Here is a 21994-nt window from a genome sequence, read left to right on the forward strand (position 1 = left end):
CGGACACCGGGCAGCATCGGTTTAGGCTGATTCCATGGTGGCCAGCGATGCACAAAAGACCCAGTATGCGACCGAACACTGGTTCCGCGAACAGGGCCTGCCTTATTTCGTGCAGCCGAGAAACCGGGGCCGCCGGCTGTTGGCGCGCTGTGCGCCGATGCTGCTCTTCCTGGCTATGTCATCCTTCGCCTGGTCGTTGTATGCGCACAGTTCGGCAATCCAGCTGATTTCCGACGAGGCGGACAGCGAGTTCGACCTCGGGCCCGGTCAAGCGGTGTTGCTGTTGTCGATGCCGATCGCGGTCGTGCTGTTGCCCGTACTTCTGGCGATCGTCGGCCGGCGCTTCCTGGCCCGGCACCGGGGCTGGGCGCGGCTGGTCTCCGCGGGCGCCATCGTGACGCTGTTGCTGATCAACCCGCTCGTGGCGATCGGCTCCCGCGAGTCGTCCTGGGGAATCGAGTTCTCGAGCAATCTGATCACCGTGCTCCTGGTGCTCGGTCTGGCCTGGTTGGGCATCGGTTCGTTTCTGGGCTGGAGCGTACGGGCTGCGGTCCGGCAGCTGTCCGCGATCTGGTTGCTCGCCGCGATCGCCTTGCCACTGCTCATGCTGGTGGTGATCTTCGCCTTCTATTCGCAAGAGACCTGGCAGATGACGGCGGGCTTGCAGCGCGGCCAGATCTTCTGGTTGCTGGTGTTCCTGCTAGCCACCGGATTGCTCTTCGTGGTCTACAGCGCACGCAAGGAATTGCGCGATCTGCCGGCCAGCCTGACCGAAGAGAGCCGGGCGGAATTGCGTGGCGGGACCCCTTTGGCCCTGGTCGACGAGCTACCCGGCGGAGCCGGCGAAGGCTGGCAGGGGCTCAACCGCGCGGAGCGGGCGAATGTGGTCTGGGTGCTGGTGCTGGCGCAGTGTTTCCAGGTGTTGATCTTCGGATTGCTGGTGTTCAGTTTCTTGATGGTGCTCGCGATGCTCTCGGTTCCGGAGCCGCTGGCCGTGCAATGGAGCGGCCAAGCCGCGGTCCCGCTGCAGATGTTCGGGTTGAACCTGCCGATCGGACAGGCCCCGGTCCGGGTATGCGCGTTCCTGGCTGCGATCGCGGCCCTGAATTTCGTGGTTTCGGTCAATTCGAGCAAGGCCTACCGGGATGCGTTCTTCGATCCGCTGATCGAACAGACCAGCCGGGCGCTCGCGGTGCATGCCGCTTACCAGAGCCGTTTCTGCCGCCCCGAACCGGGTCCCGACGCACCGCAGGATCCGGTGCGGAAGCCCGGGCTGTCGGCACCGGATGACATAGTTGATGCATGACCCAGCCTGCCCTAGCCCACGCCACCGACTTCGGCCGGATGTATGCCCGCTCCCTCGCCGAGGCACCTTCGGTGCCGTCGATCACTACGGTGATCGGGCTGCAGGCGATCGATCTGGACGGCTGGATCGGCTATATGGCGGCGAAGGCGCTGGCCGACCACCCGGGGCTGCCGGAAGCTGCCGGCCGAAGCGAGAAATTGCGTCCGTTGGTCCGGGAAGCCGCGAATGCCGCAGCTTCGTTCCGGGACGCGGCTGCAGAACGCGGGGACCGGGTGCATTTCTATGCGGAACAAGTCTCACTGCGGGCCTTGGACCGGGAACATGAACTGGAACGGGCCCGGGAACAACTGGCGGAGCGCGGCGAGTCCGGATATGCGGACCGCTTCGACGCTTGGTGGGAAGACTATGCGGTTCAGCCGCTGGCGCCCGAGGTGACGGTCTGGAACCGCACTGTGGGCTATGCCGGCACCCTGGACCTGGTGGCCCGGATCGCTGGGCGCCTGGTGCTGATCGATTTCAAAACCAAAGGCACCGACCGCAACGGCCAGGTCAAAGCGCTGGACCCCAAGGTGGTGATGCAGCTGGTCGCCGGGATGAAGGCCGAAGAAAGCCTGCTCGACGCTGCCGCGGGCCAATGGGAGGAATGGCGGTACGGCGGTGATCCGTTGCTGCTCGCGGTGGCGATCGGCGAGACCGAGGTCCGGCCGATGCGCGCCAACCCGGACGTGCTGCCGCAGCAGTGGTACAAGTTCTGCGCGTTGCGCCGGCTCTGGGAGCGCAATGCGGATGCGGCCGGTGCCGGGGCCCCGCTGCTGCCGGTGGCACCGCCGCCGGTCCGCTGAAGCCGGTGCCGCCGGTGCCGTGCGCCGACTAGAATCAATTGACGATTCACAACGAGCAGACAGGGTTCTACGGGCATGGCCATTCTGGAAATACGGATCATGGGGGACCCGGTGCTGCGCACTGCGGCCGAGCCGGTGACCGAGTTCGGGCCCGAGCTGGCCAAGCTCGTTGCGGACATGTTCGAAACCATGGACGACGTCGACGGCGCCGGTTTGGCGGCCCCGCAAGTGGGCGTCGGAAAGCGGATTTTCACCTATCGGGTGGCTGAAGTTTCGGGTTACGTCATCAACCCGGTGATCGAAAACGGCGAAGTGCTCCAGGAATCCGGTGCCGAAGGTTGCCTCTCGGTGCCCGGACTGGGGTTCGGAGTACCCCGGTGGCAGCGCAGCGTGGTGCGTGGCGTGGATTTGGCCGGCGAGCCGGTTCTGATCGAAGCGGAAGGCATGCTGGCGCGTTGCATGCAGCATGAAACAGACCATTTGGCCGGCAGCCTGTTCATCGACCGGCTCAGCGGGGAGGACCGGCGGGACGCGATGCGGAGCATCCGGCACGCCCGGTTCGATCAGCTGACCGCCAAGACCAATGCCCACCGGGCGCAAACCGTGGGCTCGAGCTTCGGCACGAGTTTCGGAGGCCAGGCGTGAGGGTGCTCTTCGCCGGCACCCCTGCGGTGGCCCTGCCCGCGCTCGAGGAACTCCGGGCTGCGGGATTCTCGGTGGTCGGTGTGCTGACCAGACCGGATGCACCGGTCGGCCGGAAACGGATTTCGACCCCGTCCCCGGTGGCGGCGCGTGCTGCGGAATTGGGCCTGCCGGTGATCAAAGCAGCCCGCGTCGACGAGGCAGCGCAAGCCGCGATCGCCGCGCTGCGCCCGGATGTCGCCGCCATCGTCGCCTATGGGGCGATCGTTCCGCCGTCGGCCCTGGTGCTGCCCGAGCACGGTTGGATCAACCTGCATTTCTCGCTGCTTCCGGCCTGGCGCGGTGCTGCTCCGGTGCAGCACGCGGTGATCAACGGCGACGACCTGACCGGTGCTTCCACGTTCCAGCTCGAGGCGGGTCTGGACACCGGGCCGGTTTTCGGCACGGTCACCGAGCCGATCCGCGCCGAGGACACCGGGTCCGCCTTGCTCGACCGGCTCTCCCGTTCCGGCGCGGTGCTGCTCGCGCAGACCCTTGCCGCGATTGCGGACGGCTCGGCGGTCGCGATCGCCCAGTCCGGAACGGTCTCTTTGGCTCCGAAGCTCACCATCGAGGACGGGAAGATCGACTTCACCGCGCCGGCGTTGGCGATCAGCCGAAGAATCCGCGGGGTCACTGCGGAACCGGGGGCTTGGACGTGGTTGGACGGGCAACGCTTCAAAGTGGGCCAAGCGGTGCTGCGCCCGGACCAGCGGGACCTGCCGCCTGGCCGGTTGGCGGTGCTGGGCAAGTCGCTCCTGGTCGGCACCGGATCGCACGCGATAGAACTGCTGGCCGTGCAACCGGCCGGGAAAAAGATGATGAAGGCCGCCGATTGGTTGCGCGGGATCGGAACGGTCGAGGGGATGGTATTCGGTGGATGACAGGGCCAATGGCCGGAAGCACAACGGCCAAACACACAAAGGCCAGGGCAGCGGCCCGGATCGGCGCCGTCGGGATCCGGACGGCGAGGGCCGGCGCAACAACCGCGGGCGGGAACGCAACCGCGGCGGCAATGCGCCCCGCGGATTCTCCGAATCGACGCCGGCACAACGGGTCCGCGAGGCCGATGCGGCCCGCCTGGTGGCGTTCGAAGTGCTGCGCGCGGTGTCCAAGGACAATGCCTATGCGAATTTGGTGTTGCCGGCCAAAATCCGCGCCAACCGCTTGGATAAACGCGATGCCGGTTTGGCCACCGAGCTCGGTTACGGCGCCCTGCGGGCGAAAGGCAGCTATGACGCGGTGATCGCAGCCTGTGTCGACCGGCCGTTGGCCGACGTCGATGAAGCGATCCTGGACGCCTTGCGGCTGGGCGCGCACCAGCTGCTCGCGATGCGGATCCCGCCGCACGCCGCGGTCAATCAGACCGTCGGCTTGGCGCGAGCCGTGATCGGCGCCGGTCCGGCGTCGTTCATCAACGCGGTGCTCCGGAAGATCGCCGCCAAAGACCTCAGCGAATGGCTGGACGAACTGACCGCCGGGCTGTCCGATCCGGTGAAGATCGCGGCCATCCGGCAGGCCCATCCGGAATGGATCGTGCGGGCGCTGCGGCAGTCCCTGGTAGCGCACGGCCGGCCGGTCGAAGAAATCGATGCGCTGCTCGAAGCGGACAACGCCGCGCCGGTGGTCAATCTGGTGGCGCTGCCGGGCCTGGGCGATTTGGCAGAGGCCTTCGACGCGGATTTCACTCCGGGGCCGTTGGTCGCCGATTCGGCATTGTCCGCAGGCGGCGACCCGGGGCGGCTCGGCAGCATCCGGGAAGGCGTCGTCCGGGTGCAAGACGTCGGATCGCAGTTGGTGGCCCGGGCCTTGGCCGCAGCGCCGCTGACCGGGACGGGCGGCGCCCCGGAACGCTGGTTGGACCTGTGCGCCGGGCCCGGCGGCAAAGCGGCCTTGCTGGCGGCTTTGGCCAAACAACGCGGCGCGACGCTATTGGCCAATGAGCCGGCCGAACACCGCGCGGAACTCGTGCGCAAAGCCCTGGCCGCGGTGCCCGGTGAACTCTGGCAACTGCGGGTGGCAGATGGCCGTACGATTGCCGAGGACTACCCCGAAACCTTCGACCGGATCCTGGTCGACGCCCCGTGCAGCGGGCTTGGCGCCTTGCGTCGGCGCCCGGAATCGCGGTGGCGTCGGACGCCGGCCGAAGTGGCCGAATTGAGCCAATTGCAACGCGAATTGCTCGTTGCCGGCTTGGCCGCACTCAAACCGGGGGGAGTGCTCGGCTATGCGACCTGTTCGCCGCACCCGGCGGAGACCCTTGCCGTGGTCACCGATGTGTTGCGCAAACGCGATGATCTGGAGCTGCTCGATGCCGGCGAAGTGCTCGACGGAGTCGCTTTGAAGCCGCTGCACGCCGGGCAGCCGGCTGCTGGATTGGGCAATTCCGGCTCGGGTGCCTCGGCCCAGCTGTGGCCGCACCTGCACGCGACCGACGCGATGTTCCTGACTTTGATCAGAAAAACCAACAGGGAGAACTGAGCATGAGTTGTGCCATCCATCCGAGCATCCTGTCCGCGGATTTCGTGAACCTGGAATCCGAATTGCTCCGGATCGGCAATGCCGATGCGGTGCACGTCGACGTCATGGACAACCACTTCGTGCCGAACTTGACGTTGGGCCTGCCGATTGTCCGCCGGATTCAGGAAGTCAGCCCGATTCCGCTCGACGTGCATCTGATGATCAGCGATGCGGACCGCTGGGCCCCCGAGTATGCGGACACCGGAGCCGCTTCGGTGACTTTCCACGCCGAAGCTTCGGCGGCTCCGATTCGTTTGGCGCGCGAACTTCGGGCGCGCGGTGCCAAAGCCGGCATGGCGTTGCGCCCGGCCACCCCGTTGGAACCGTACCTGGACATGCTCGACGAGCTGGACTTGCTGTTGCTGATGACCGTGGAGCCGGGATTCGGCGGCCAAGCCTTCCTGGACCTGGTGCTGCCGAAGATCGTCCGGGCGCGGGCCGCGATCGACGGATCCGGAGCTGCCGTGGCCCTGCAGATCGACGGCGGCGTCTCGCCGGAGACGATCGAACGGGCGGCTGCTGCCGGTGCCGATGTGTTCGTCGCGGGATCCGCGGTTTACAACACCCCCGACCCGGCTGCGGCGATCGACCTGCTCCGCAGCCTCGGAACCCGCTAGCCGAGGCCCGATCCGTGAGCGGAGCGGCCCCCGGACGGTTCGTCGTCGAGCTTCCGGACGAAGACGTCGCCAGGATGCTGCAGCTGATCGACCAGGAACGCCGTCGGGCGCCCGCGCCGGAGGCCGCTTGGGCGAGCGCGGCGGACTGCCGAGGCTTCGACCGGCTGTGCGATTACTGGTTGAACGGCTTCGACTGGTCCGCGCAACAAGCACGGCTGAACGAACAACCCCAGTTCACCCTGGAGGTCGACGGTGTGCTGGTGCATTTCGTCCACCAGCGTGCCGCCGGCGGGCCGGGGATCCCGCTGCTGCTGGCGCACAGCTGGCCCAGCACGTTCCTCGAATACCTGCCGCTGGTGCCGGTTCTGACCAATCCTTCGGCATACGGCATCCCGGGTCCCGGCTTCGATGTGGTGATCCCTTCGCTGCCGGGCTTCGGATTCTCCGAACGCCCCCGCGGCAAAGCGTGGAGCTACGCCGCCACCGCCGGTTTGTGGCACCGGCTGATGCAGCAGTTGGGCTATTCCGAGTTTGCCGTTTCGGGAACCGGATTCGGTGCCGGAGTGGCCTCGATGATGGCCTGGCAACATCCGGAACGGATGTCCGCTTTGCAATTGAACAGTGTGGACGTGCCCCCGCCGCCGAGCCCCGAGCAGGCTTTGTCGACCGCGGAACTCCTGGCTCTGGCGCAAAGCGGCTGCTGGGATGCGGCGGCACCGGCCCAGCCGTGTGGACTGGTGCCGAAGTCGAACATGCTTTCTTTTGCCCTGGCGGATTCGCCCTATTCGGTTGCCGCCTGGATCGTCCAGCGCTGGCGGTTGTGGGCCGGCCCAGCGGCCGATCTCTCCGAAGCCTCGGACCACGACTCGCTGTTGACCATGCTCAGCCTGTACTGGCTTACCGGGACCACTGGAGCGTCGATCCTCGACTTCTACGACAACCGGGCCGAGCCGCCGCGTCTGGAGCCCGGCCAGAAGATTACCGTGCCGACGGCGATCGGCGTGTTTCCGGATTCGGCCGGAAACCGGGGCCCCGACGGAGCGGAATTCGAGTGGCAGAAGCGGCTCTACCGGCTCGAACGAATCACCGAGTTCCCGCGGATCGGCAGCTTCGGAGTGATCCACGATCCGCAACTGCTGGCCCGGGAGCTGTTCCAGTTCGTCCAAGATTGCGCCCGATGACGGCGAACCGGCAGCTGCCGGGCCGGCCAGGAATAAGCGTGCCGGCAATGCGGTTCGACATGTCATAATCGTTAGATCAACGTGCTCCGGGGTCGGTGTAAGTCCGAACCGGCGGTAATAGTCCGCGACCCGTGCGCGGCGGCTGGGAACGGTCGTCGCAATCGGTTGAACCGGTGAAATTCCGGTACCGACAGTTAAAGTCTGGATGGGAGAAGCACGTGTGATGCAGTGCGCTGTGACGAGCGCGCAGCATTGACGTTCCCCGGAGCCATCGCAGTGGATGGAAAGGGAGAACATGATCGACTTTCTGCGATGGCTCTTTGACGCCAAACTCGAATTCGCCGGTGGCGGGTTCTTGCTCTGGCGCGAAGTGCTAGGCAATCTTTTCGGGCTGCTCAGCGCCCTCGGCGGAATGCGCCGCAAAGTCTGGGCCTGGCCGGTCGGCATCGTCGGCAATGTGCTGCTCTTCACGGTATTCCTGGGCACGGTTTTCGGCGCCCCGAATCCGGTGAACCTCTTGGGCCAAGCCGGTAGGCAAGTGATGTTCATCGTGGTCTCGGTATATGGCTGGTACCGCTGGCGACAAGCCCGCAACGGGAATCCGGGGCAAGCCGCGGGGGAGTCCAACGCGGTGGAACCGCAGTGGGCTTCCTGGTCGGCCCGGATCTTCCTGGTGGCCGCGCTGATCGCGGGTACTGCGATCCTGACCCCGGTGTTCCGGGCGCTCGGTTCCTATGAGCCGGTGTGGGCCGATGCCTGGATCTTCATGGGCTCACTGTTGGCCACCTATGGCATGGCCCGGGGCTGGGTCGAGTTCTGGCTGATCTGGGTCGCCGTCGACGTGGTGGGCGTACCGCTGCTGTTCAGTGCCGGCTACTATGCCAGCGGATTCATGTACATTTTCTACGGCGCATTCACCCTGGTCGGCTTCTTCGTCTGGTGGCGGGTCAAACGGCGCAGCGACCAGGCGGTCTCGGTGGAGACCGGGTTTCCGGATCCGACGGTCAATGTAGGGGAGCGCAAATGACCTACGAAGCGGCCATGCGCTTGGCGCTGGAACAAGCAGTCAAAGGCGTCCGGGGTGCGAATCCGCTGGTCGGTGCGGTGCTGCTGGATTCGAGCGGCGGGCTGCTCGGCGTCGGGCACCATGAAGGCGCCGGGACGCCGCACGCGGAAGCCGCCGCCTTGGCCGGGTTGCCGCCGGAGCGGATCCGCGGGGGAACCATGGTGGTCAGTTTGGAACCGTGCGGGCACGTCGGCCGGATGCCGGCCTGCAGTCAGAGCCTGATCGAGGCCGGGATCGCCACCGTGGTCTACGCGGTGGCAGATCCGGCTCCGTTGGCGCGCGGCGGAGCGGCGCAGCTCCGGGCGGCCGGCGTCACCGTGGTCGAGGGGGTTTCGGCCGGGCCGGCCGCAGAACTGAACCGCCGGTGGTTCGCCGCAGTCCAAGCGCAGCGCCCCTACACCAGTGTGCACATCGCGCAGACTCTGGACGGCCGGATCGCGGCGGCCGACGGAAGCAGCCAATGGATCTCCAGCCCGGAGTCGCTCGTCGCCAATCACGCCCTGCGGGCCCGGGTCGACGCGATGCTGGTGGGCACCGGCACGGTGATCGCGGACGATCCCCGGCTGACCGCCCGGCGTCCGGACGGTTCGCTCGCCGCGAAGCAGCCCCGGCGGGTGGTGCTGGGCCTCCGCGAGGTCCCGGAGCAAGCGGCATTGCGCGGCGACGGCAATTGGGTCCAGATCCGCAGCCACGATCCGGAAGCGGCCGGGCGGATCTTGAAAGCCGAAGGCGTCGACCATTTGATGGTCGAAGGCGGGGCGAAGGTCACCGCGGCGTTCCTGCGCGCCGACCTGGTGGACGAATTGATCGTGTCGATCGCACCGACCGTGCTGGGTGCCGGGACTTCTTCGATCGGCGACCTCGGCATCGAAACGCTCGGTGCCGCGCGGCACTTCGCGTGGGATCCGGCGGCAGCGGTTCGCCGCGACGGCGATGATCTCACCTTGAGCCTGATCCCGCAGCCGTTACCTACGACCTTCATGAAGGAGAACTGAGATGTTCACAGGAATCATTGCCGGGCGGGGCTCGGTGAAAAGCATTGTCCAGGATCCCGACGGCAGTGCCAGATTGCAGCTGGACGCCGGCGGGTTGGCCGAATCGCTCGCTTCGGGCGGCTCGATCGCGGTGGACGGAATCTGCCTCACCGCGGTCGCTGTCGACGCCGGAACGCTGCGGATCGATGTGATGGGCGAGACGCTCTCGCGCAGCACACTGGGCGAACGGCAGGCCGGCGATCTGGTCAATCTCGAACGTTGCGTCGCGGCGGGGGAACGCTTCGACGGGCACGTGGTGCAGGGCCATGTGGACGGCGTCGGGACCTTGTTGCGCCGCGAGGACTTGGCTGCTTGGCAGCGGCTCCGATTCTCCCTGCCGCAGCAGTTGGCGCGCTATCTGGCGGAAAAGGGTTCGATTGCGATCGACGGGGTTTCACTCACGGTCACCGCGGTGAGCCCGGTCGCGGAGGCGGAGCCCTGGTTCGAGGTGGGTCTGATCCCGATCACGCTGGAACAGACCGGACTGGGCACGAAAGCGCTCGGCGCGGGGGTGAACCTGGAGGTCGATGTGCTGGCGAAATACACCGAACGGCTGCTGGACTTCCGGACGGAGGCGGCGGGATGAGCATCTTGGATCCGATCGAGCGCGCGGTCGCAGCCATCGCTGCGGGTCGGGCGGTCGTCGTCGTCGATGACGAAGACCGGGAGAACGAAGGGGACATCGTGTTCGCCGCGGAACACAGCAGCCCGGAGCTGATGGGCTGGACGATCCGGCATTCCTCGGGAGTGATTTGCATCCCGATGTCCGCGGAGCGGGCCGAGCAGCTCGGCTTGCCGCCGATGGTGGAATTGAACCAGGACGCCAAGGGCACGGCGTACACGGTCAGTTGCGATGCCGCCGGGGTGCTCAGCACCGGAATCAGCGCTACAGATCGCTCAATCACCGCGAAGACCTTGGCCGATCCGGGAGGAACGGCCAGAAAACTGACCAGGCCGGGGCATATTTTCCCGCTCCGGGCAGTTGCAGGAGGTGTCAGGCAGCGTCCTGGGCACACTGAAGCCGCGGTCGAGTTGTCGGCGCTGGCCGGCTGCACGCCGGTCGGTGTGATCAGCGAAGTGGTCCGGGACGACGGTGAGATGATGCGGCGTGACGAATTGCGTCGATTCGCCGATACGTACGGTTGCCCGATGGTGTCGATCGCCGATTTGGCGGATTATCTTGACTTGAAAGACCAAGAATCCGTCGGACATTTGGATACAGCGGAGGTAGCAAGATGAGTGAGCCAACGAACCCCAGTGATCCCGAGGTCGTGTTGACCGGCGGTCCGGTGGTGCAATTGCCGACGGTGCACGGCACATTCCAAGCGCAGGCTTGGCATGAGGAGGCCACCGGGATCGAGCACATGTCGGTGACGGTTCCGGTCGCCGAGGGTTCGCTGCCCCTGGTCCGGGTGCATTCGGAGTGCCTGACCGGAGACGTCTTCGGCTCCTACCGCTGCGATTGCGGGGAGCAGTTGGATTATGCGCTCCGGCAAGTGCAGGAACACGGCGGAGCGGTGGTCTACCTGCGGGGTCAGGAAGGCCGCGGGATCGGGCTGTCCAACAAACTCCGGGCCTATGCTTTGCAGGAGGCGGGAGCGGACACGGTGGAAGCCAACGAACAGCTCGGTTTGCCGGTCGACGCCCGCTCTTACGGCGCAGCGTCGGCGATCCTGCGCCAGCTCGGGTTCGAACAGATCCGGCTGCTCTCCAACAATCCGGTCAAGGCGGAGCGGCTCCGGGCGCTCGGCATCGACGTGGTGCAGACCGAGCCCGCCGAGGTTCCGTCCAGGGCGGAGAACCTGCGCTACCTGCAAACGAAGCGAGACAAGATGAACCACCAGCTGACGTTGGCCGATTCGGCCCAGCAGCACCGGAACGGACGTCCGGCATGAGCCGGGCCGGAGCTCCGCAGGCGCCGAAACTGGACGCCGGCGGATTGCGGGTGCTGATCATCGCGGCATCGTGGCACGAAAAGGTGATGGACGGGCTGCTCGGTGGTGCCTTGCGCGCGGCCCGGGACGCCGGGATCGATTCGCCCACGGTGCTGCGGGTTCCGGGATCGTTCGAACTCCCGGTGGCGGCGGCCCGGCTGGCTCCCGACTACGACGCTGTGGTGGCACTGGGCGTGGTGATCCGCGGCGGCACGCCGCATTTCGATTATGTCTGCCAGGCGGCGACGCTGGGGCTGACCGAGGTTTCGGTGCGCACCGGTGTACCGATCGGCTTCGGCGTGCTCACCTGCGACGACGAATCGCAGGCGCTCGACCGGGCGGGGCTGCCCGCGGCTGGCGAATTCGCCGGTTCGAAAGAGGACAAGGGCTTCGAGGCGACGTCCGCGGCCTTGCAAACGGCGCTGTTGCTGCGCTGAGCGTCGACTTGTGGCGGGTTTCCGGGCGTAATACCCGCCACATGTCAACGCTCAGCGAGGTCCGAGGGGCGGAAACGGGTTAGGCTTGAGCACGTGAAATCATTCGAAGACCTCTTCGCCGAACTGGGCGAAAAGGCAGTGCAGCGCCCGGAAGGGTCCAAAACGGTCACCGAACTGGACTCCGGCGTGCACGGGATCGGCAAGAAAATCGTCGAAGAGGCCGCTGAAGTTTGGATGGCCGCCGAGTACCAGAGCGACCGCGAAACCGCAGAGGAAATCTCGCAGCTGCTCTACCACGTGCAGGTTCTGATGATCGCCAAAGGCCTGTCCCTGCAGGATGTCTACGAGCATCTATAGCCGCCGGCCTTTCGGCTGGTGGCAAGATTTGTGCGTGACCGCTCTGCCCTGATTCCACCACTTGCGAAAGAAACCACCATGCTCCGTGTAGCTGTCCCGAATAAGGGATCCCTGTCCGAATCCGCAGCCGCGATGCTCTCCGAGGCCGGTTACCGGCAACGCCGCGACAACCGGGAACTCGTTCTGGTCGATGCCGAGAACGAGATCGAATTCTTCTACCTCCGCCCGCGCGACATCGCGGTCTATGTCGGGTCCGGAACCCTCGACGTCGGAATCACCGGCCGGGACCTGCTGCTGGACGCCGCGGTCGACGCCGATGAGTTGCTGACCCTGGGGTTTGCCGGATCGACCTTCCACTTCGCCGGGCCGGTGGGCGATTTCACCGAGATCTCCCAATTGGCCGGAAAACGGCTCGCCACCAGCTACGACGGACTGCTCCGGAACTACTTGGCGGAGCGCGGGATCGAAGCGAAAGTGGTCCGGCTGGACGGCGCGGTGGAATCTTCGGTCCGTTTGGGCGTCGCCGATGCGATCGCCGACGTCGTGGAGACCGGCAGCACCATGCGGGCCGCCGGGATGGAGATCTTCGGCGAACCGATCCTGCGATCGGAGGCGGTGCTGATCGGTCGTTCCGGCGAAGCGCCGGCCGGGCTGGATGTGCTTTTGCGGCGTTTGCAGGGGGTTCTGGTCGCCAGGCAGTACGTGATGATGGATTACGACATCCGCAAGGACCTGGTGGAACAGGCCAGCGCGCTCACGCCAGGCCTGGAATCCCCGACGGTTTCGCCGTTGCGGGACTCGGAATGGGTCGCGGTCCGATCGATGGTGCCCAAGAAAGACACCAACCGGGTGATGGACGAGCTCTACGGCATCGGCGCCCGGGCGATCGTGGTGTTCTCGATCCACGCGGCCCGGATCTGAGATGAGCCTCGCGATCAGAGTCATCCCGTGTCTGGACGTCGACGCCGGGCGGGTGGTGAAGGGCGTGAACTTCGCCGAGCTGCGCGATGCCGGCGATCCGGTCGAGTTGGCCCGGCGGTACGACGGTGCCGGCGCCGATGAACTGACTTTCCTGGATGTCACAGCCTCTTCCGGCAACCGGGAAACCACTTTCGACATGGTGGCCCGCGCTGCCGAGGAATTGTTCATCCCGCTGACCGTCGGCGGTGGCGTGCGCGGAGTGCGCGACGTCGACCGACTGCTGCGGGCCGGCGCCGACAAGGCGTCGATCAACTCCGCTGCAGTGCTCAAGCCCGAGGTGATCGACGAGATCACCCGGCATTTCGGCTCGCAGGTCCTGGTGCTTTCGCTCGACGCGCGCCGGGTGCCGGACGGATCGACGCCGTCGGGCTTCGAAGTCACCACGCATGGCGGGCGGCGCGGTACCGGGATGGACGCGATCGCCTGGGCCAAAGAAGCCGCTGACCGCGGGGTCGGTGAAATCCTGCTGAACTCGATCGACGCGGACGGCACCAAAGCCGGCTTCGACGTGCCCATGATCCAGGCGGTCCGGGCCGCGGTTTCCGTCCCGTTGATCGCTTCGGGCGGGGCCGGCCAGCCCGAAGACTTCCCGGCCGCAGTGCTCGCCGGGGCCGATGCGGTATTGGCCGCGAGCATCTTCCACTTCGGCCCGGTCGATGCGATCGCCCAGGTCAAGGCCGCAATCCGGGCTGCCGGGTTCCCGGTCCGCTGACCTGCGCGCCAGGTAGGGACCTCCCCAGTCGCCCCCTCGCCTCGCAAGCTCGGCCAGGGAACCCTGCGACTGTTGGCCCAGCCGAACGCACACTTGGTGCGGGTGTTTTCGGAAAACACCCGCACCAAGTGTGCACTCGCACGCTGGGGTGTCGGGGCGCCCGGCGTTGGGGGAGCGTGGGGTGTGGATCGCCGAGTGTGGCGCGGCCGAGTGGCTAGACCAGGGGGATCCAGGCTTCTTTGAGCCATTGTTTGCGCCGGAAGTCCCGGGCCGAGATCCTGACCTGGTCCGGGTAAACGGAAACTTGCAAACCGGTGTTCTCCAGCCGGTCCAAGGCCCTTTCCCCGCCGGTGCCGTTGTCCGTGTAGAGGGTTTCGATGGCGCCCGTATTGAACACCTGGAAACCGAGCAGATTGCCGCTGCCGGGCACCGTGCGCCGGACTTCCCAATCGGCCAGGGTGAGTGCCCAGTGGGTGTGCGAACTGAACAGGAAGACATTCGGGTACGGGCCCAGAATGCCCAATAGCCGATCCGCCTGCAGGTAGTCCGCCGAGTAGAGCTTGTTCCTGGTTCCGGAGACGGTGTCCGGCAACGGGTGGTGGCTGAACACCATGACCGGCTTGCCGCGGGCGGCCCAGAAAGCCAAGCGCTCCCGCAGCCAAGCCAACTGCGCATCGCTCAGCCAGACTTCGTCCCATTTGCTTGCGTCGTGGTACTTCATGTACTTCTCGGTGCCCAGGATCAGCCCGGGAACGCCGCCGAGCGAGATTTCGGTGTAGACCTGGTCGCGTCCGGTGAACTTGTAGAAGCTATTGAACAGCGACGCTTCAGTGGTGCCGTTGGGCCAAGCGGCTTGGTTGAGCGTGTTCGGGTCTTTGTATTTGGGGACATAGAACTCGTGGTTGCCGATGCCCCAATGCACCTGCCCGGCGTGCGGGTGTTCGTCGAGGGTCTTGCGGACCGCAGCGTACTCGAAATCGTAGCCGCGAGGCGTGATGTCGCCGTTGACCACCAGGCCGGTGCTGCGCGGATTGGTGCTGGACATGTCATCCAGCGCGCGGCCGAAGTCGCCGAGGTCGCCTTGGATGTCGCTGATCACATTGAAGCTGCTCAGTACCGGGCCGGGATCGGTGCTCGCGGACCCGGAGACGGAAGCGGTGCGGCTTGGGCTGGCGTTGGCTGGAGCCGCGGCGGCGACTGCGGCCCCGGCACCGGCAAGCGCGGCGATGGAAGCAACCATCGCGTTCCGGCGGGATAGCGGGGAGCGGCTCGGGAAGGTCGGTCCTGGCATGGTTCGGTGGCCTTTCGGTTCGAAAGTGGTGCGGACACCACGAACCTATGCGGGCCATGTGAACATGTTCCAAACTTGTCATGACATCTTTGAGGATGCCGCCGTCGGGGAGGCCGACGGCTCAGAGGCCCACCTCGGCGGTCTGCAGAAGTGCGACGGCGTCCGGTTGCCCTTCAAAGGTCACCAGGGCGTGTTCCGTGCGACCGTGCGCGTGCATCAGCAGCTCGCCCGGCTCGCCGACGATCGCCACGGAGACCGGAGCACGTTTGGCCACGTGCCGTGGCCCGGAGGGCTGCACCAGGACAATGCCCAGGTCCACGCCCCGGTAGAGGATCGCCGCACGTTTGACCAGCTCGGACCACAGGGCGTCCGAATATTCTTCGTCGAGCGCCCGGGGAGCCCAACGGTCCGTGGCGCGTCGGACGTCCTCGGTGTGCACGAAGTATTCGATCAGGTTCGAGCTTTCGTCGACCGCTTTGATCCGCATCGGGGACAGCGCCGGAGGACCGGAGCGGAACTGTTCCACCAGCCGTGCGTAGGCATCGGCAGTGGAGGATTTCGCGGCCAATTTCCGGGTCGATGCGTCAGAAGCGCGGGCAAAGGCCCGCAGGATCAAGCCGAGCCCGACGCCGGCATTCCGCTCCCGCAGGAACAGGTGTGCGGCCAGTTCTTGGGTGCGCCAGCCGGTGCACAGGGTAGCGGCGTCCGGGCCGGCTGCGAGCAGCGTTTCGGCCAGGACTTCGCGGGAAGGATCTACAAAATGCATCACTTGTGAAATTAGCACGATCTGGCCGCAAAATCCCGGTCCGAACCGCCGGGGATGAAGTTGTTCTACCGCGGCCCGCCGACGACGCGGCGAATGCCGCCGGATACCAATAGAATTGAAAGGATGCCCGCAGAAATCAGCTCCGACAATGAACAGCTTCCGGTGAAAATCGCCGAACGGCTCAAACGCGACCCGGCAGGTCTGGTCGCCGCCGTGGTCCAGCAATTCGACAGCAAAGAAGTGCTGATGCTCGGCTGGATGAACGATGAAGCATTGCAGCGCACACTCAGCACCGGCCGGGTCACTTTCTTCTCCCGGTCCCGGCAGGAATTCTGGCGCAAGGGCGACACCTCAGGCCACATCCAACTGGTCAAGTCGGTGGCCTTGGACTGCGACGGCGATGCGCTGCTGATCACCGTCGACCAGCACGGGCCGGCCTGCCACACCGGCACCCGAAGTTGCTTCGACGGCCGGTCCTTGCCTGCCGTGGTGCTGACCGCGGAAGACCAGTCTGAAAACCCGAGCCGATGAGCACGAAGGAAACCCCCACCATGCCGGCAGCCGCCCGCCCAAGCCAGGCCCGCCTGGGCCAGATCAGCCCGAGCCTCGAAGAATTCCGGGTGCTCGCCCGGAACCACCGGGTGATCCCGGTGACGCTGCGGGTGCTCGCCGATTCGCACACGCCGATTGGCTTGTACCGGGCTTTGGCCGACGGGGCGCCGGGCACTTTCCTGATGGAATCCGCGGCTCCCGGCGGAGTCTGGTCGCAGCACTCGTTCATCGGGGTCCGTTCCCGGGCCACGTTGACCACCGCCGACGGCCAGGCCCATTGGATCGGCGAGCCGCCGGTCGGCGTGCCGCTGGACGGCAATCCGGTGCAGGCACTCGCGCGGACCGTCGAACTGCTGCAGACCGAACGGTTCGCCGGCCTGCCGCCATTCACTTCCGGGATGGTCGGCTTCCTGGGCTGGGAGTCGGTGCGGCACTGGGAGAAGCTGCCCCATCCGCCGGTGGACGACTTGGGCCTGCCGGAGTTGGCGATGAACCTGGTCAGCGATATGGCGGTGCATGACAACACCGACGGTTCGGTGCTGTTGATCGCGAATGCGATCAATTTCGACGGCAGCGACGAGCGGGTCGACGAAGCCTGGCAGGACGCGGTGCAGCGCTTGGACGAGATGCTTTCCGCGATGGGCGCGCCGCTGCGCCAGCCGGTCAGCACCGTGGCCGCTGCCGGAGACCCGGTCGACGACGAGGCAGGCTTCCGGGCCGCGGTCCAGGAACGCTGGGACGAGGCCGAGTACCTCGGCGCGATCAAACTGGGCAAAGCAGCGATCGTGGACGGCGAAGTTTTCCAGGTGGTGATTTCCCGGCGCTTCGAAATGGCGAACGCGGCCACGCCGCTGGATGTCTACCGGATGCTGCGGGCCTCGAATCCCAGCCCCTACATGTACCTCTACAGCTTCGTCGATGCGCAGGGGAACGACTACGCGATCGTGGGATCTTCGCCGGAAGCCCTGGTCACGGTCACCGGGGACGAGGTGATCACCCATCCGATTGCCGGCTCGCGGCCGCGCGGGAAAACCGTGGAGGCGGATCAGGCGCTCGCCGAGGACTTGCTCGCGGACGAAAAGGAACGGGCCGAGCACCTGATGCTGGTGGATTTGGCCCGCAACGACATCTCCAAGGTCTGCCTGCCCGGCAGCGTGGACGTCACCCAGTTCATGGAGGTGGAACGGTTCAGCCACATCATGCATCTGGTCTCCACCGTAGTCGGCACGCTGTCTCCGGAGAAGACCGCCTACGACACGCTGGCCGCGACCTTCCCGGCCGGCACGCTCTCCGGTGCGCCGAAGCCGCGGGCCATGCGGCTCCTGGACGAATTGGAACCGCACCGGCGCGGACTCTACGGCGGAGTGGTCGGGTACCTGGATTTCGCCGGCAATATGGATACCGCGATCACCATCCGCACCGCATTGCTCCGCGACGGCGTAGCCTATGTACAGGCCGGCGGCGGCATCGTCGCGGATTCCCAGGACGCGGCTGAAGCCTTGGAAACCGTGAACAAAGCGGCAGCGCCGCTGCGCGCAGTGTATTCGGCGCAGCGGCTGCAGGTGTTCGAGGCGTCCGCCGCGAACGCCGGCGAAACGAAGGGTTCTTCCGATGACTGATCCAGAAGGCGTCAAGCCCGCCGAGGCAGCGGACGGCGACAGCATGCCGGCCGAAGCCGCGCCGGAACACCACTCGGCTACGGCCCCGCTCGCCTGGTACCGGAGGAAATCGATCCTGGTGCTGGCCGCGTTGCTGTTCGCGGCTGTGGCTTTCGGCGCGAGCACGCAGACCTGGCTGCACGTTTCAGCGAACCAGGGCGCGATCCGGGCCGACAACATCGCGATTCCGGGGTCCAAAGCAGCCACCGCGGTCACGGCCTTGACCCTGGTCTCGGCCGCGGGGGCACTGGCCCTGTCGATTTCCGGCCGGTTGGGCCGGATCATCGCGGGCAGCATCGTTTTCCTCGCCGGCATCGGGGTCGCAGCCACCGCGATCGCGGTCCTGGCGGATCCGAAAGGTTCGGCCAATGGCCCGCTCGGCGCGCAGATCGGCGTCACCGGAATCCCGATCGAGGCCAGCACCACGCCTTTGGTCTGGGTCGCCCTGGTGGCCGGTGTGCTGCTGAGCTTCACCGCGATCGCGGTGCTGGTCTGGGGACGCAATTGGGCCGGATCGAAAAAATACAGCTACCGACGGGCCGCCGAGGCGCAACCGGAGGGCGAGCCGCTGGACGACATCGACAGCTGGGACCGGCTCAGCCGGGGCGACGATCCGACCAATCCGCAGCGTGCCTGAGCCGGTCCGGCTGCCTACGGTCCGGCCCGAGGTGCGGATACTCCGGGGCAATCTGGCAGAATGTAAGCGAAGCAAACGACAACCGCTACCTCTTCAGGAGAGATCATGAGCAGCAAGACCACCACGACCAACGCCTCCACCGCTACCGAGCCGGTGCAGCGTGCTGTGGTGGAGAGCCACGGCAGCAGCCCGGCAGCCTGGACCACGGTCTTCGTGGCGCTTGCCGGTGCTCTGGTCTGCTCGATCGCCTTCGTCTTCGCGAACACGCCGTTGTTCATCGTCGGCCTGGTGGTCATGGTGATCGGCGGGATCATCGGAATCGTGATGCGCAAGATGGGCTTCGGCGTCGGCGGATCCAGAGTCAAGCAGACGTCGGGCCACTGAACGTGAGCGTTCTCGACGACATCATCGCGGGAGTCCGCGAGGACCTCGCAGAGCGCAGAGCGCAGCTTCCTCTGGAGCAGCTCCAAGCGCTTGCCGCGGCCCAGCCTGCCGCGCTCGATGCCCTGGCCGCATTGCGCGCACCGGGATTGCAGGTGATCGCCGAAGTCAAGCGGCGCAGTCCGTCCAAAGGGCAGCTTGCCGAAATTGCCGACCCGGCCGGGCTCGCCGCGCAGTACGCGCAAGGCGGGGCGTCGGTGATCAGCGTGCTCACCGAGCAACGCCGGTTCACCGGTTCTTTGGCGGATCTGGACGCGGTGCGCGCCGCCGTGCGGATCCCGGTGCTGCGCAAGGATTTCACCGTAGACCCCTATCAGATCTGGGAAGCCCGGGCGCATGGTGCAGACCTGGTACTGCTGATCGTGGCGGCCTTGGACGACGCGCAGCTGCGCGAGTTCCTGGCGCTGACTGAGGAGCTGGGCATGCAGGCCCTGGTCGAGACGCACACCGCCGAGGAGATCGATCGGGCGCTGGCCCTCGGGGCGAAGATCATCGGCGTCAATGTGCGAAATCTGAAAACCTTGGAAGTGGACAACGCAGTCTTCGCCTCGCTGGCCGGAGCGGTTCCGGCCGGCAGCGTGCTAGTCGCGGAGTCCGGGGTCAAGACCGCCGACGACGTAGCGCACTACGCGGCGCACGGCGCCACTGCGGTGCTGGTCGGCGAAGCGCTGGTCAGCTCGGTTGAGCCCGCGGCTACGATCGCGGCTTTCCGGGCCGCAGCGGAGACGGCGCAAGCGCCGGCCGTCTGAGTTCCAACTCCGGCAAGCATCACCTTGTTCGAATCGACTCGAAGGAATCCCATGGCAGAGAACGCCGTCCCCGGCGCCCCCGAAGAGGCAGCGGATGCCTTTCTTTCCGATGCCCGTGCCGACCGTGGCGCAGCGGCTTCCGGCCCGGCAAGCCTCAAACACGCGAGCGGGCCGTATTTCGGCGAGTACGGCGGCCGTTGGATGCCGGAGTCTTTGATCGCGGCGATCGACGAACTGGAAGACACCTTCGAAAAGGCCAAGGCGGATCCCGAGTTCCTCGCTGAGATCGCCCGGCTGAACAAGACCTACTCCGGCCGGCCTTCGATGCTGACCGAGGCCAAACGCTTCGCCGAATACGCCGGTGGCGCCCGGGTCTTCCTCAAGCGGGAGGATCTCAACCACACCGGTTCGCACAAGATCAACAATGTGCTGGGCCAGGCCCTGCTCGCCAAGCGGATGGGCAAGACCCGGATCATCGCGGAGACCGGGGCCGGCCAGCACGGCGTGGCCAGTGCTACCGCCGCAGCGCTGTTGGGCCTGGAATGCGTGGTGTACATGGGGGCCGAGGACACCCGGCGGCAGTCGCTCAACGTGGCCCGGATGAAACTGCTCGGGGCTACCGTGGTCCCGGTGACGAACGGCTCGCAGACGCTCAAGGACGCGATCAACGATGCGTTGCGCGACTGGGTCGCGAACGTCGATACCACGCACTACCTGCTCGGCACCGCAGCCGGTGCCCACCCGTTCCCGGCGATGGTCAGGTTCTTCCATGAAGTGATCGGCGAGGAGGCCCGGGAGCAGATCCTGGAGCAGACCGGCCGGCTCCCGGATGCGGTCTGCGCCTGCATCGGCGGCGGATCGAATGCGATCGGCATTTTCCACGGCTTCCTGGATGATCCGGAGGTCGCGATCTACGGTTTCGAAGCCGGCGGCGACGGGGTGGAAACCGGACGGCACGCCGCCACGATCACGCTCGGCCGCCCGGGTGTGCTGCACGGCGCCCGGTCCTATCTGATGCAGGATGAAGACGGCCAGACCGTGGAATCGCATTCCATTTCGGCCGGGTTGGACTATCCCGGCGTGGGCCCGGAGCATTCCTACCTGGCGGACATCGGCCGGGTCGCCTACGAGCCGGTCACCGACGCCGAAGCCATGGAAGCATTCCGGTTGCTCTGCCGGACCGAAGGCATCATCCCGGCGATCGAATCCGCGCATGCTCTGGCCGGTGCGATGCGGGTCGGCAAGGGGCTGACCGAAGGCCTCGCCGATCCGCAGCAGGTGATTTTGCTGGTAAACCTCTCCGGCCGCGGCGACAAGGACGTGGGCACTGCCGCCGAATGGTTCGATTTGATCGACGCGGACGCTTCCGAAGGAGTGGAAAAATGAGCATCGGGGACCAGCTGGCACGGAGCAAGGCCGCGGCCGCGATCGACCGGGCGCATGCGGCCGGACGCACTGCGCTGATCGGGTACCTTCCGGCTGGCTATCCGGATGTGCAGAGCACCATCGAGGCCGGGGTCGCGATGGCCCGCAACGGGGTGGACTTGATCGAGATCGGGGTGCCGTATTCCGATCCGGTGATGGACGGGCCGGTGATCCAAGCGGCTACCACGGAAGCACTCGCCAACGGATTCAAAGTTTCCAGCGTGTTCGACGTGGTCGCCGGGATCACCGCGGTCAGCGAGGTCGCGGTTCTGGTGATGACGTATTGGAACCCGGTGATGCAAATGGGCGTGCGCGAATTCGCGGAACGGTTGGCTGCAGCCGGGGGAGCCGGCTTGATCACGCCGGATTTGATCCCGGATGAAGCAGCCGAGTGGCTCGCCGCTTCGGACGAATTCGGCCTGGACCGGGTCTTCCTGGTGGCGCCTTCGTCCAGCCCGGAACGTTTGGCCAGCACGGTTGCTGCCAGCCGGGGATTCGTCTACGCGGTATCCGTGATGGGCGTGACCGGAACGCGGCAGAATGTCTCCTCGAGTGCGCAGTCCCTGGTCGAGAAAACCCGACAGGCCGGCGCGCAGCGGGTCTGCGTGGGCCTGGGCGTCAGCCACGCCGGGCACGTGCGTGAAATCGGAAGTTATGCCGACGGGGTTATTGTGGGCACAGCGCTGGTGGCCGCAATCCGCGATGGCGGGGTGGCCGCCGTCGCGCACCTGACCGAAGAACTCAGCGCGGGAACTCCGCGCGAGACCCTTGCAGAAACACCTCGGCAGTTCCCGGAAGGCCAATGAT

25 protein-coding genes and 1 riboswitch are annotated in these 21994 nt (G+C 66.3%); of the genes, 23 read left to right on the forward strand and 2 right to left on the reverse strand.

What is annotated here, in order from left to right:
- Nucleotides 1–34 precede the first annotated feature (34 nt).
- The 16 genes from JOE69_RS17295 to hisF all read left to right on the forward strand — a co-directional run bounded on the left by JOE69_RS17295 (nt 35) and on the right by hisF (nt 13668).
- Nucleotides 35–1306, forward strand: a complete 1272-nt coding sequence (locus JOE69_RS17295) for a hypothetical protein (protein ID WP_309800872.1) — start codon at nt 35–37, stop codon at nt 1304–1306.
- Nucleotides 1303–2148, forward strand: coding sequence for a cytochrome (locus tag JOE69_RS17300; protein ID WP_309800874.1), 846 nt, complete (start codon nt 1303–1305; stop codon nt 2146–2148). The genes JOE69_RS17295 and JOE69_RS17300 overlap by 4 nt, the downstream gene beginning before the upstream one ends.
- 75 nt (nt 2149–2223) lie before the next feature.
- Nucleotides 2224–2793 carry a peptide deformylase gene (gene def / locus JOE69_RS17305; RefSeq protein WP_309800875.1) on the forward strand — a complete coding sequence of 190 codons (570 nt, stop codon included), beginning with the start codon at nt 2224–2226 and terminating at the stop codon, nt 2791–2793.
- Nucleotides 2790–3713, forward strand: a complete 924-nt coding sequence (fmt, locus tag JOE69_RS17310; protein WP_309800877.1) for a methionyl-tRNA formyltransferase — start codon at nt 2790–2792, stop codon at nt 3711–3713. Before def ends, fmt begins: the two co-directional genes overlap by 4 nt.
- Nucleotides 3706–5310 carry an RsmB/NOP family class I SAM-dependent RNA methyltransferase gene (locus tag JOE69_RS17315; protein ID WP_309800881.1) on the forward strand — a complete coding sequence of 535 codons (1605 nt, stop codon included), beginning with the start codon at nt 3706–3708 and terminating at the stop codon, nt 5308–5310. The genes fmt and JOE69_RS17315 overlap by 8 nt, the downstream gene beginning before the upstream one ends.
- Before the next feature lie 2 nt (nt 5311–5312).
- Nucleotides 5313–5966 (forward strand): ribulose-phosphate 3-epimerase, encoded by a 654-nt coding sequence (gene rpe / locus JOE69_RS17320; protein WP_309800882.1) that lies wholly within the window; start codon nt 5313–5315, stop codon nt 5964–5966.
- 14 nt (nt 5967–5980) lie between these two features.
- Nucleotides 5981–7147 (forward strand): epoxide hydrolase family protein, encoded by a 1167-nt coding sequence (locus JOE69_RS17325; protein WP_309800884.1) that lies wholly within the window; start codon nt 5981–5983, stop codon nt 7145–7147.
- Between the two features lie 78 nt (nt 7148–7225).
- Nucleotides 7226–7368, forward strand: a riboswitch (FMN riboswitch).
- Between the two features lie 77 nt (nt 7369–7445).
- Nucleotides 7446–8174 (forward strand): nicotinamide riboside transporter PnuC, encoded by a 729-nt coding sequence (gene pnuC, locus JOE69_RS17330; protein ID WP_309801373.1) that lies wholly within the window; start codon nt 7446–7448, stop codon nt 8172–8174.
- A complete protein-coding gene (gene ribD / locus JOE69_RS17335; RefSeq protein ID WP_309800886.1) occupies nt 8171–9208 on the forward strand; it encodes a bifunctional diaminohydroxyphosphoribosylaminopyrimidine deaminase/5-amino-6-(5-phosphoribosylamino)uracil reductase RibD in 1038 nt (345 codons plus the stop codon). The genes pnuC and ribD overlap by 4 nt, the downstream gene beginning before the upstream one ends.
- A gap of 1 nt (nt 9209) precedes the next feature.
- Nucleotides 9210–9833: a riboflavin synthase gene (locus tag JOE69_RS17340; RefSeq protein ID WP_309800888.1), complete on the forward strand. Its 624-nt coding sequence runs from the start codon at nt 9210–9212 to the stop codon at nt 9831–9833.
- Nucleotides 9830–10486 carry a 3,4-dihydroxy-2-butanone-4-phosphate synthase gene (gene ribB / locus JOE69_RS17345; protein WP_309800890.1) on the forward strand — a complete coding sequence of 219 codons (657 nt, stop codon included), beginning with the start codon at nt 9830–9832 and terminating at the stop codon, nt 10484–10486. The genes JOE69_RS17340 and ribB overlap by 4 nt, the downstream gene beginning before the upstream one ends.
- Entirely contained in the window at nt 10483–11142 is a 660-nt protein-coding gene (ribA, locus tag JOE69_RS17350) for a GTP cyclohydrolase II (RefSeq protein WP_309800893.1), read from the forward strand. The genes ribB and ribA overlap by 4 nt, the downstream gene beginning before the upstream one ends.
- Nucleotides 11139–11618 (forward strand): 6,7-dimethyl-8-ribityllumazine synthase, encoded by a 480-nt coding sequence (gene ribH, locus JOE69_RS17355; RefSeq protein ID WP_309800895.1) that lies wholly within the window; start codon nt 11139–11141, stop codon nt 11616–11618. Before ribA ends, ribH begins: the two co-directional genes overlap by 4 nt.
- Nucleotides 11619–11711: 93 nt before the next feature.
- Nucleotides 11712–11975 (forward strand): phosphoribosyl-ATP diphosphatase, encoded by a 264-nt coding sequence (locus JOE69_RS17360; RefSeq protein ID WP_296361591.1) that lies wholly within the window; start codon nt 11712–11714, stop codon nt 11973–11975.
- A 78-nt stretch (nt 11976–12053) separates the two neighbouring features.
- Nucleotides 12054–12896, forward strand: a complete 843-nt coding sequence (gene hisG / locus JOE69_RS17365) for an ATP phosphoribosyltransferase (protein WP_296361592.1) — start codon at nt 12054–12056, stop codon at nt 12894–12896.
- A 1-nt stretch (nt 12897) separates the two neighbouring features.
- Nucleotides 12898–13668, forward strand: coding sequence for an imidazole glycerol phosphate synthase subunit HisF (gene hisF / locus JOE69_RS17370; protein ID WP_309800898.1), 771 nt, complete (start codon nt 12898–12900; stop codon nt 13666–13668).
- 214 nt (nt 13669–13882) lie between these two features.
- Here the strand turns inward: hisF and JOE69_RS17375 are convergent, their stop codons facing one another.
- Together JOE69_RS17375 and JOE69_RS17380 are read right to left on the reverse strand one after the other, a co-directional pair.
- Nucleotides 13883–14959, reverse strand: a complete 1077-nt coding sequence (locus JOE69_RS17375) for a metallophosphoesterase family protein (protein WP_309800901.1) — start codon at nt 14957–14959, stop codon at nt 13883–13885.
- Between the two features lie 121 nt (nt 14960–15080).
- Complete coding sequence (locus tag JOE69_RS17380; protein WP_309800903.1) at nt 15081–15725, reverse strand: TIGR03085 family metal-binding protein; 645 nt, start codon at nt 15723–15725, stop codon at nt 15081–15083.
- 123 nt (nt 15726–15848) lie between these two features.
- On the opposite strand from JOE69_RS17380, the gene hisI reads away from it, so the two are divergent.
- From hisI to trpA, 7 genes are all read left to right on the forward strand, one after another.
- The gene (hisI, locus tag JOE69_RS17385) at nt 15849–16256 is read left to right on the forward strand and encodes a phosphoribosyl-AMP cyclohydrolase (protein ID WP_309800905.1); all 408 of its coding nucleotides are present in this window, start codon (nt 15849–15851) and stop codon (nt 16254–16256) included.
- Nucleotides 16253–17896: an anthranilate synthase component I gene (locus JOE69_RS17390; RefSeq protein ID WP_309800907.1), complete on the forward strand. Its 1644-nt coding sequence runs from the start codon at nt 16253–16255 to the stop codon at nt 17894–17896. The genes hisI and JOE69_RS17390 overlap by 4 nt, the downstream gene beginning before the upstream one ends.
- Nucleotides 17889–18572, forward strand: coding sequence for a Trp biosynthesis-associated membrane protein (locus tag JOE69_RS17395; protein WP_309800909.1), 684 nt, complete (start codon nt 17889–17891; stop codon nt 18570–18572). Before JOE69_RS17390 ends, JOE69_RS17395 begins: the two co-directional genes overlap by 8 nt.
- Before the next feature lie 105 nt (nt 18573–18677).
- Entirely contained in the window at nt 18678–18956 is a 279-nt protein-coding gene (locus JOE69_RS17400) for an HGxxPAAW family protein (protein ID WP_296361598.1), read from the forward strand.
- A 2-nt stretch (nt 18957–18958) separates the two neighbouring features.
- The gene (gene trpC / locus JOE69_RS17405; protein ID WP_309800912.1) at nt 18959–19762 is read left to right on the forward strand and encodes an indole-3-glycerol phosphate synthase TrpC; all 804 of its coding nucleotides are present in this window, start codon (nt 18959–18961) and stop codon (nt 19760–19762) included.
- A gap of 51 nt (nt 19763–19813) precedes the next feature.
- Complete coding sequence (gene trpB / locus JOE69_RS17410) at nt 19814–21148, forward strand: tryptophan synthase subunit beta (RefSeq protein ID WP_309800914.1); 1335 nt, start codon at nt 19814–19816, stop codon at nt 21146–21148.
- Nucleotides 21145–21993 (forward strand): tryptophan synthase subunit alpha, encoded by an 849-nt coding sequence (gene trpA / locus JOE69_RS17415; protein WP_309800916.1) that lies wholly within the window; start codon nt 21145–21147, stop codon nt 21991–21993. The genes trpB and trpA overlap by 4 nt, the downstream gene beginning before the upstream one ends.
- Nucleotide 21994: the final 1 nt, after the last annotated feature.

Source organism: Arthrobacter russicus, from assembly GCF_031454135.1.
Taxonomy (GTDB): domain Bacteria; phylum Actinomycetota; class Actinomycetes; order Actinomycetales; family Micrococcaceae; genus Renibacterium; species Renibacterium russicum.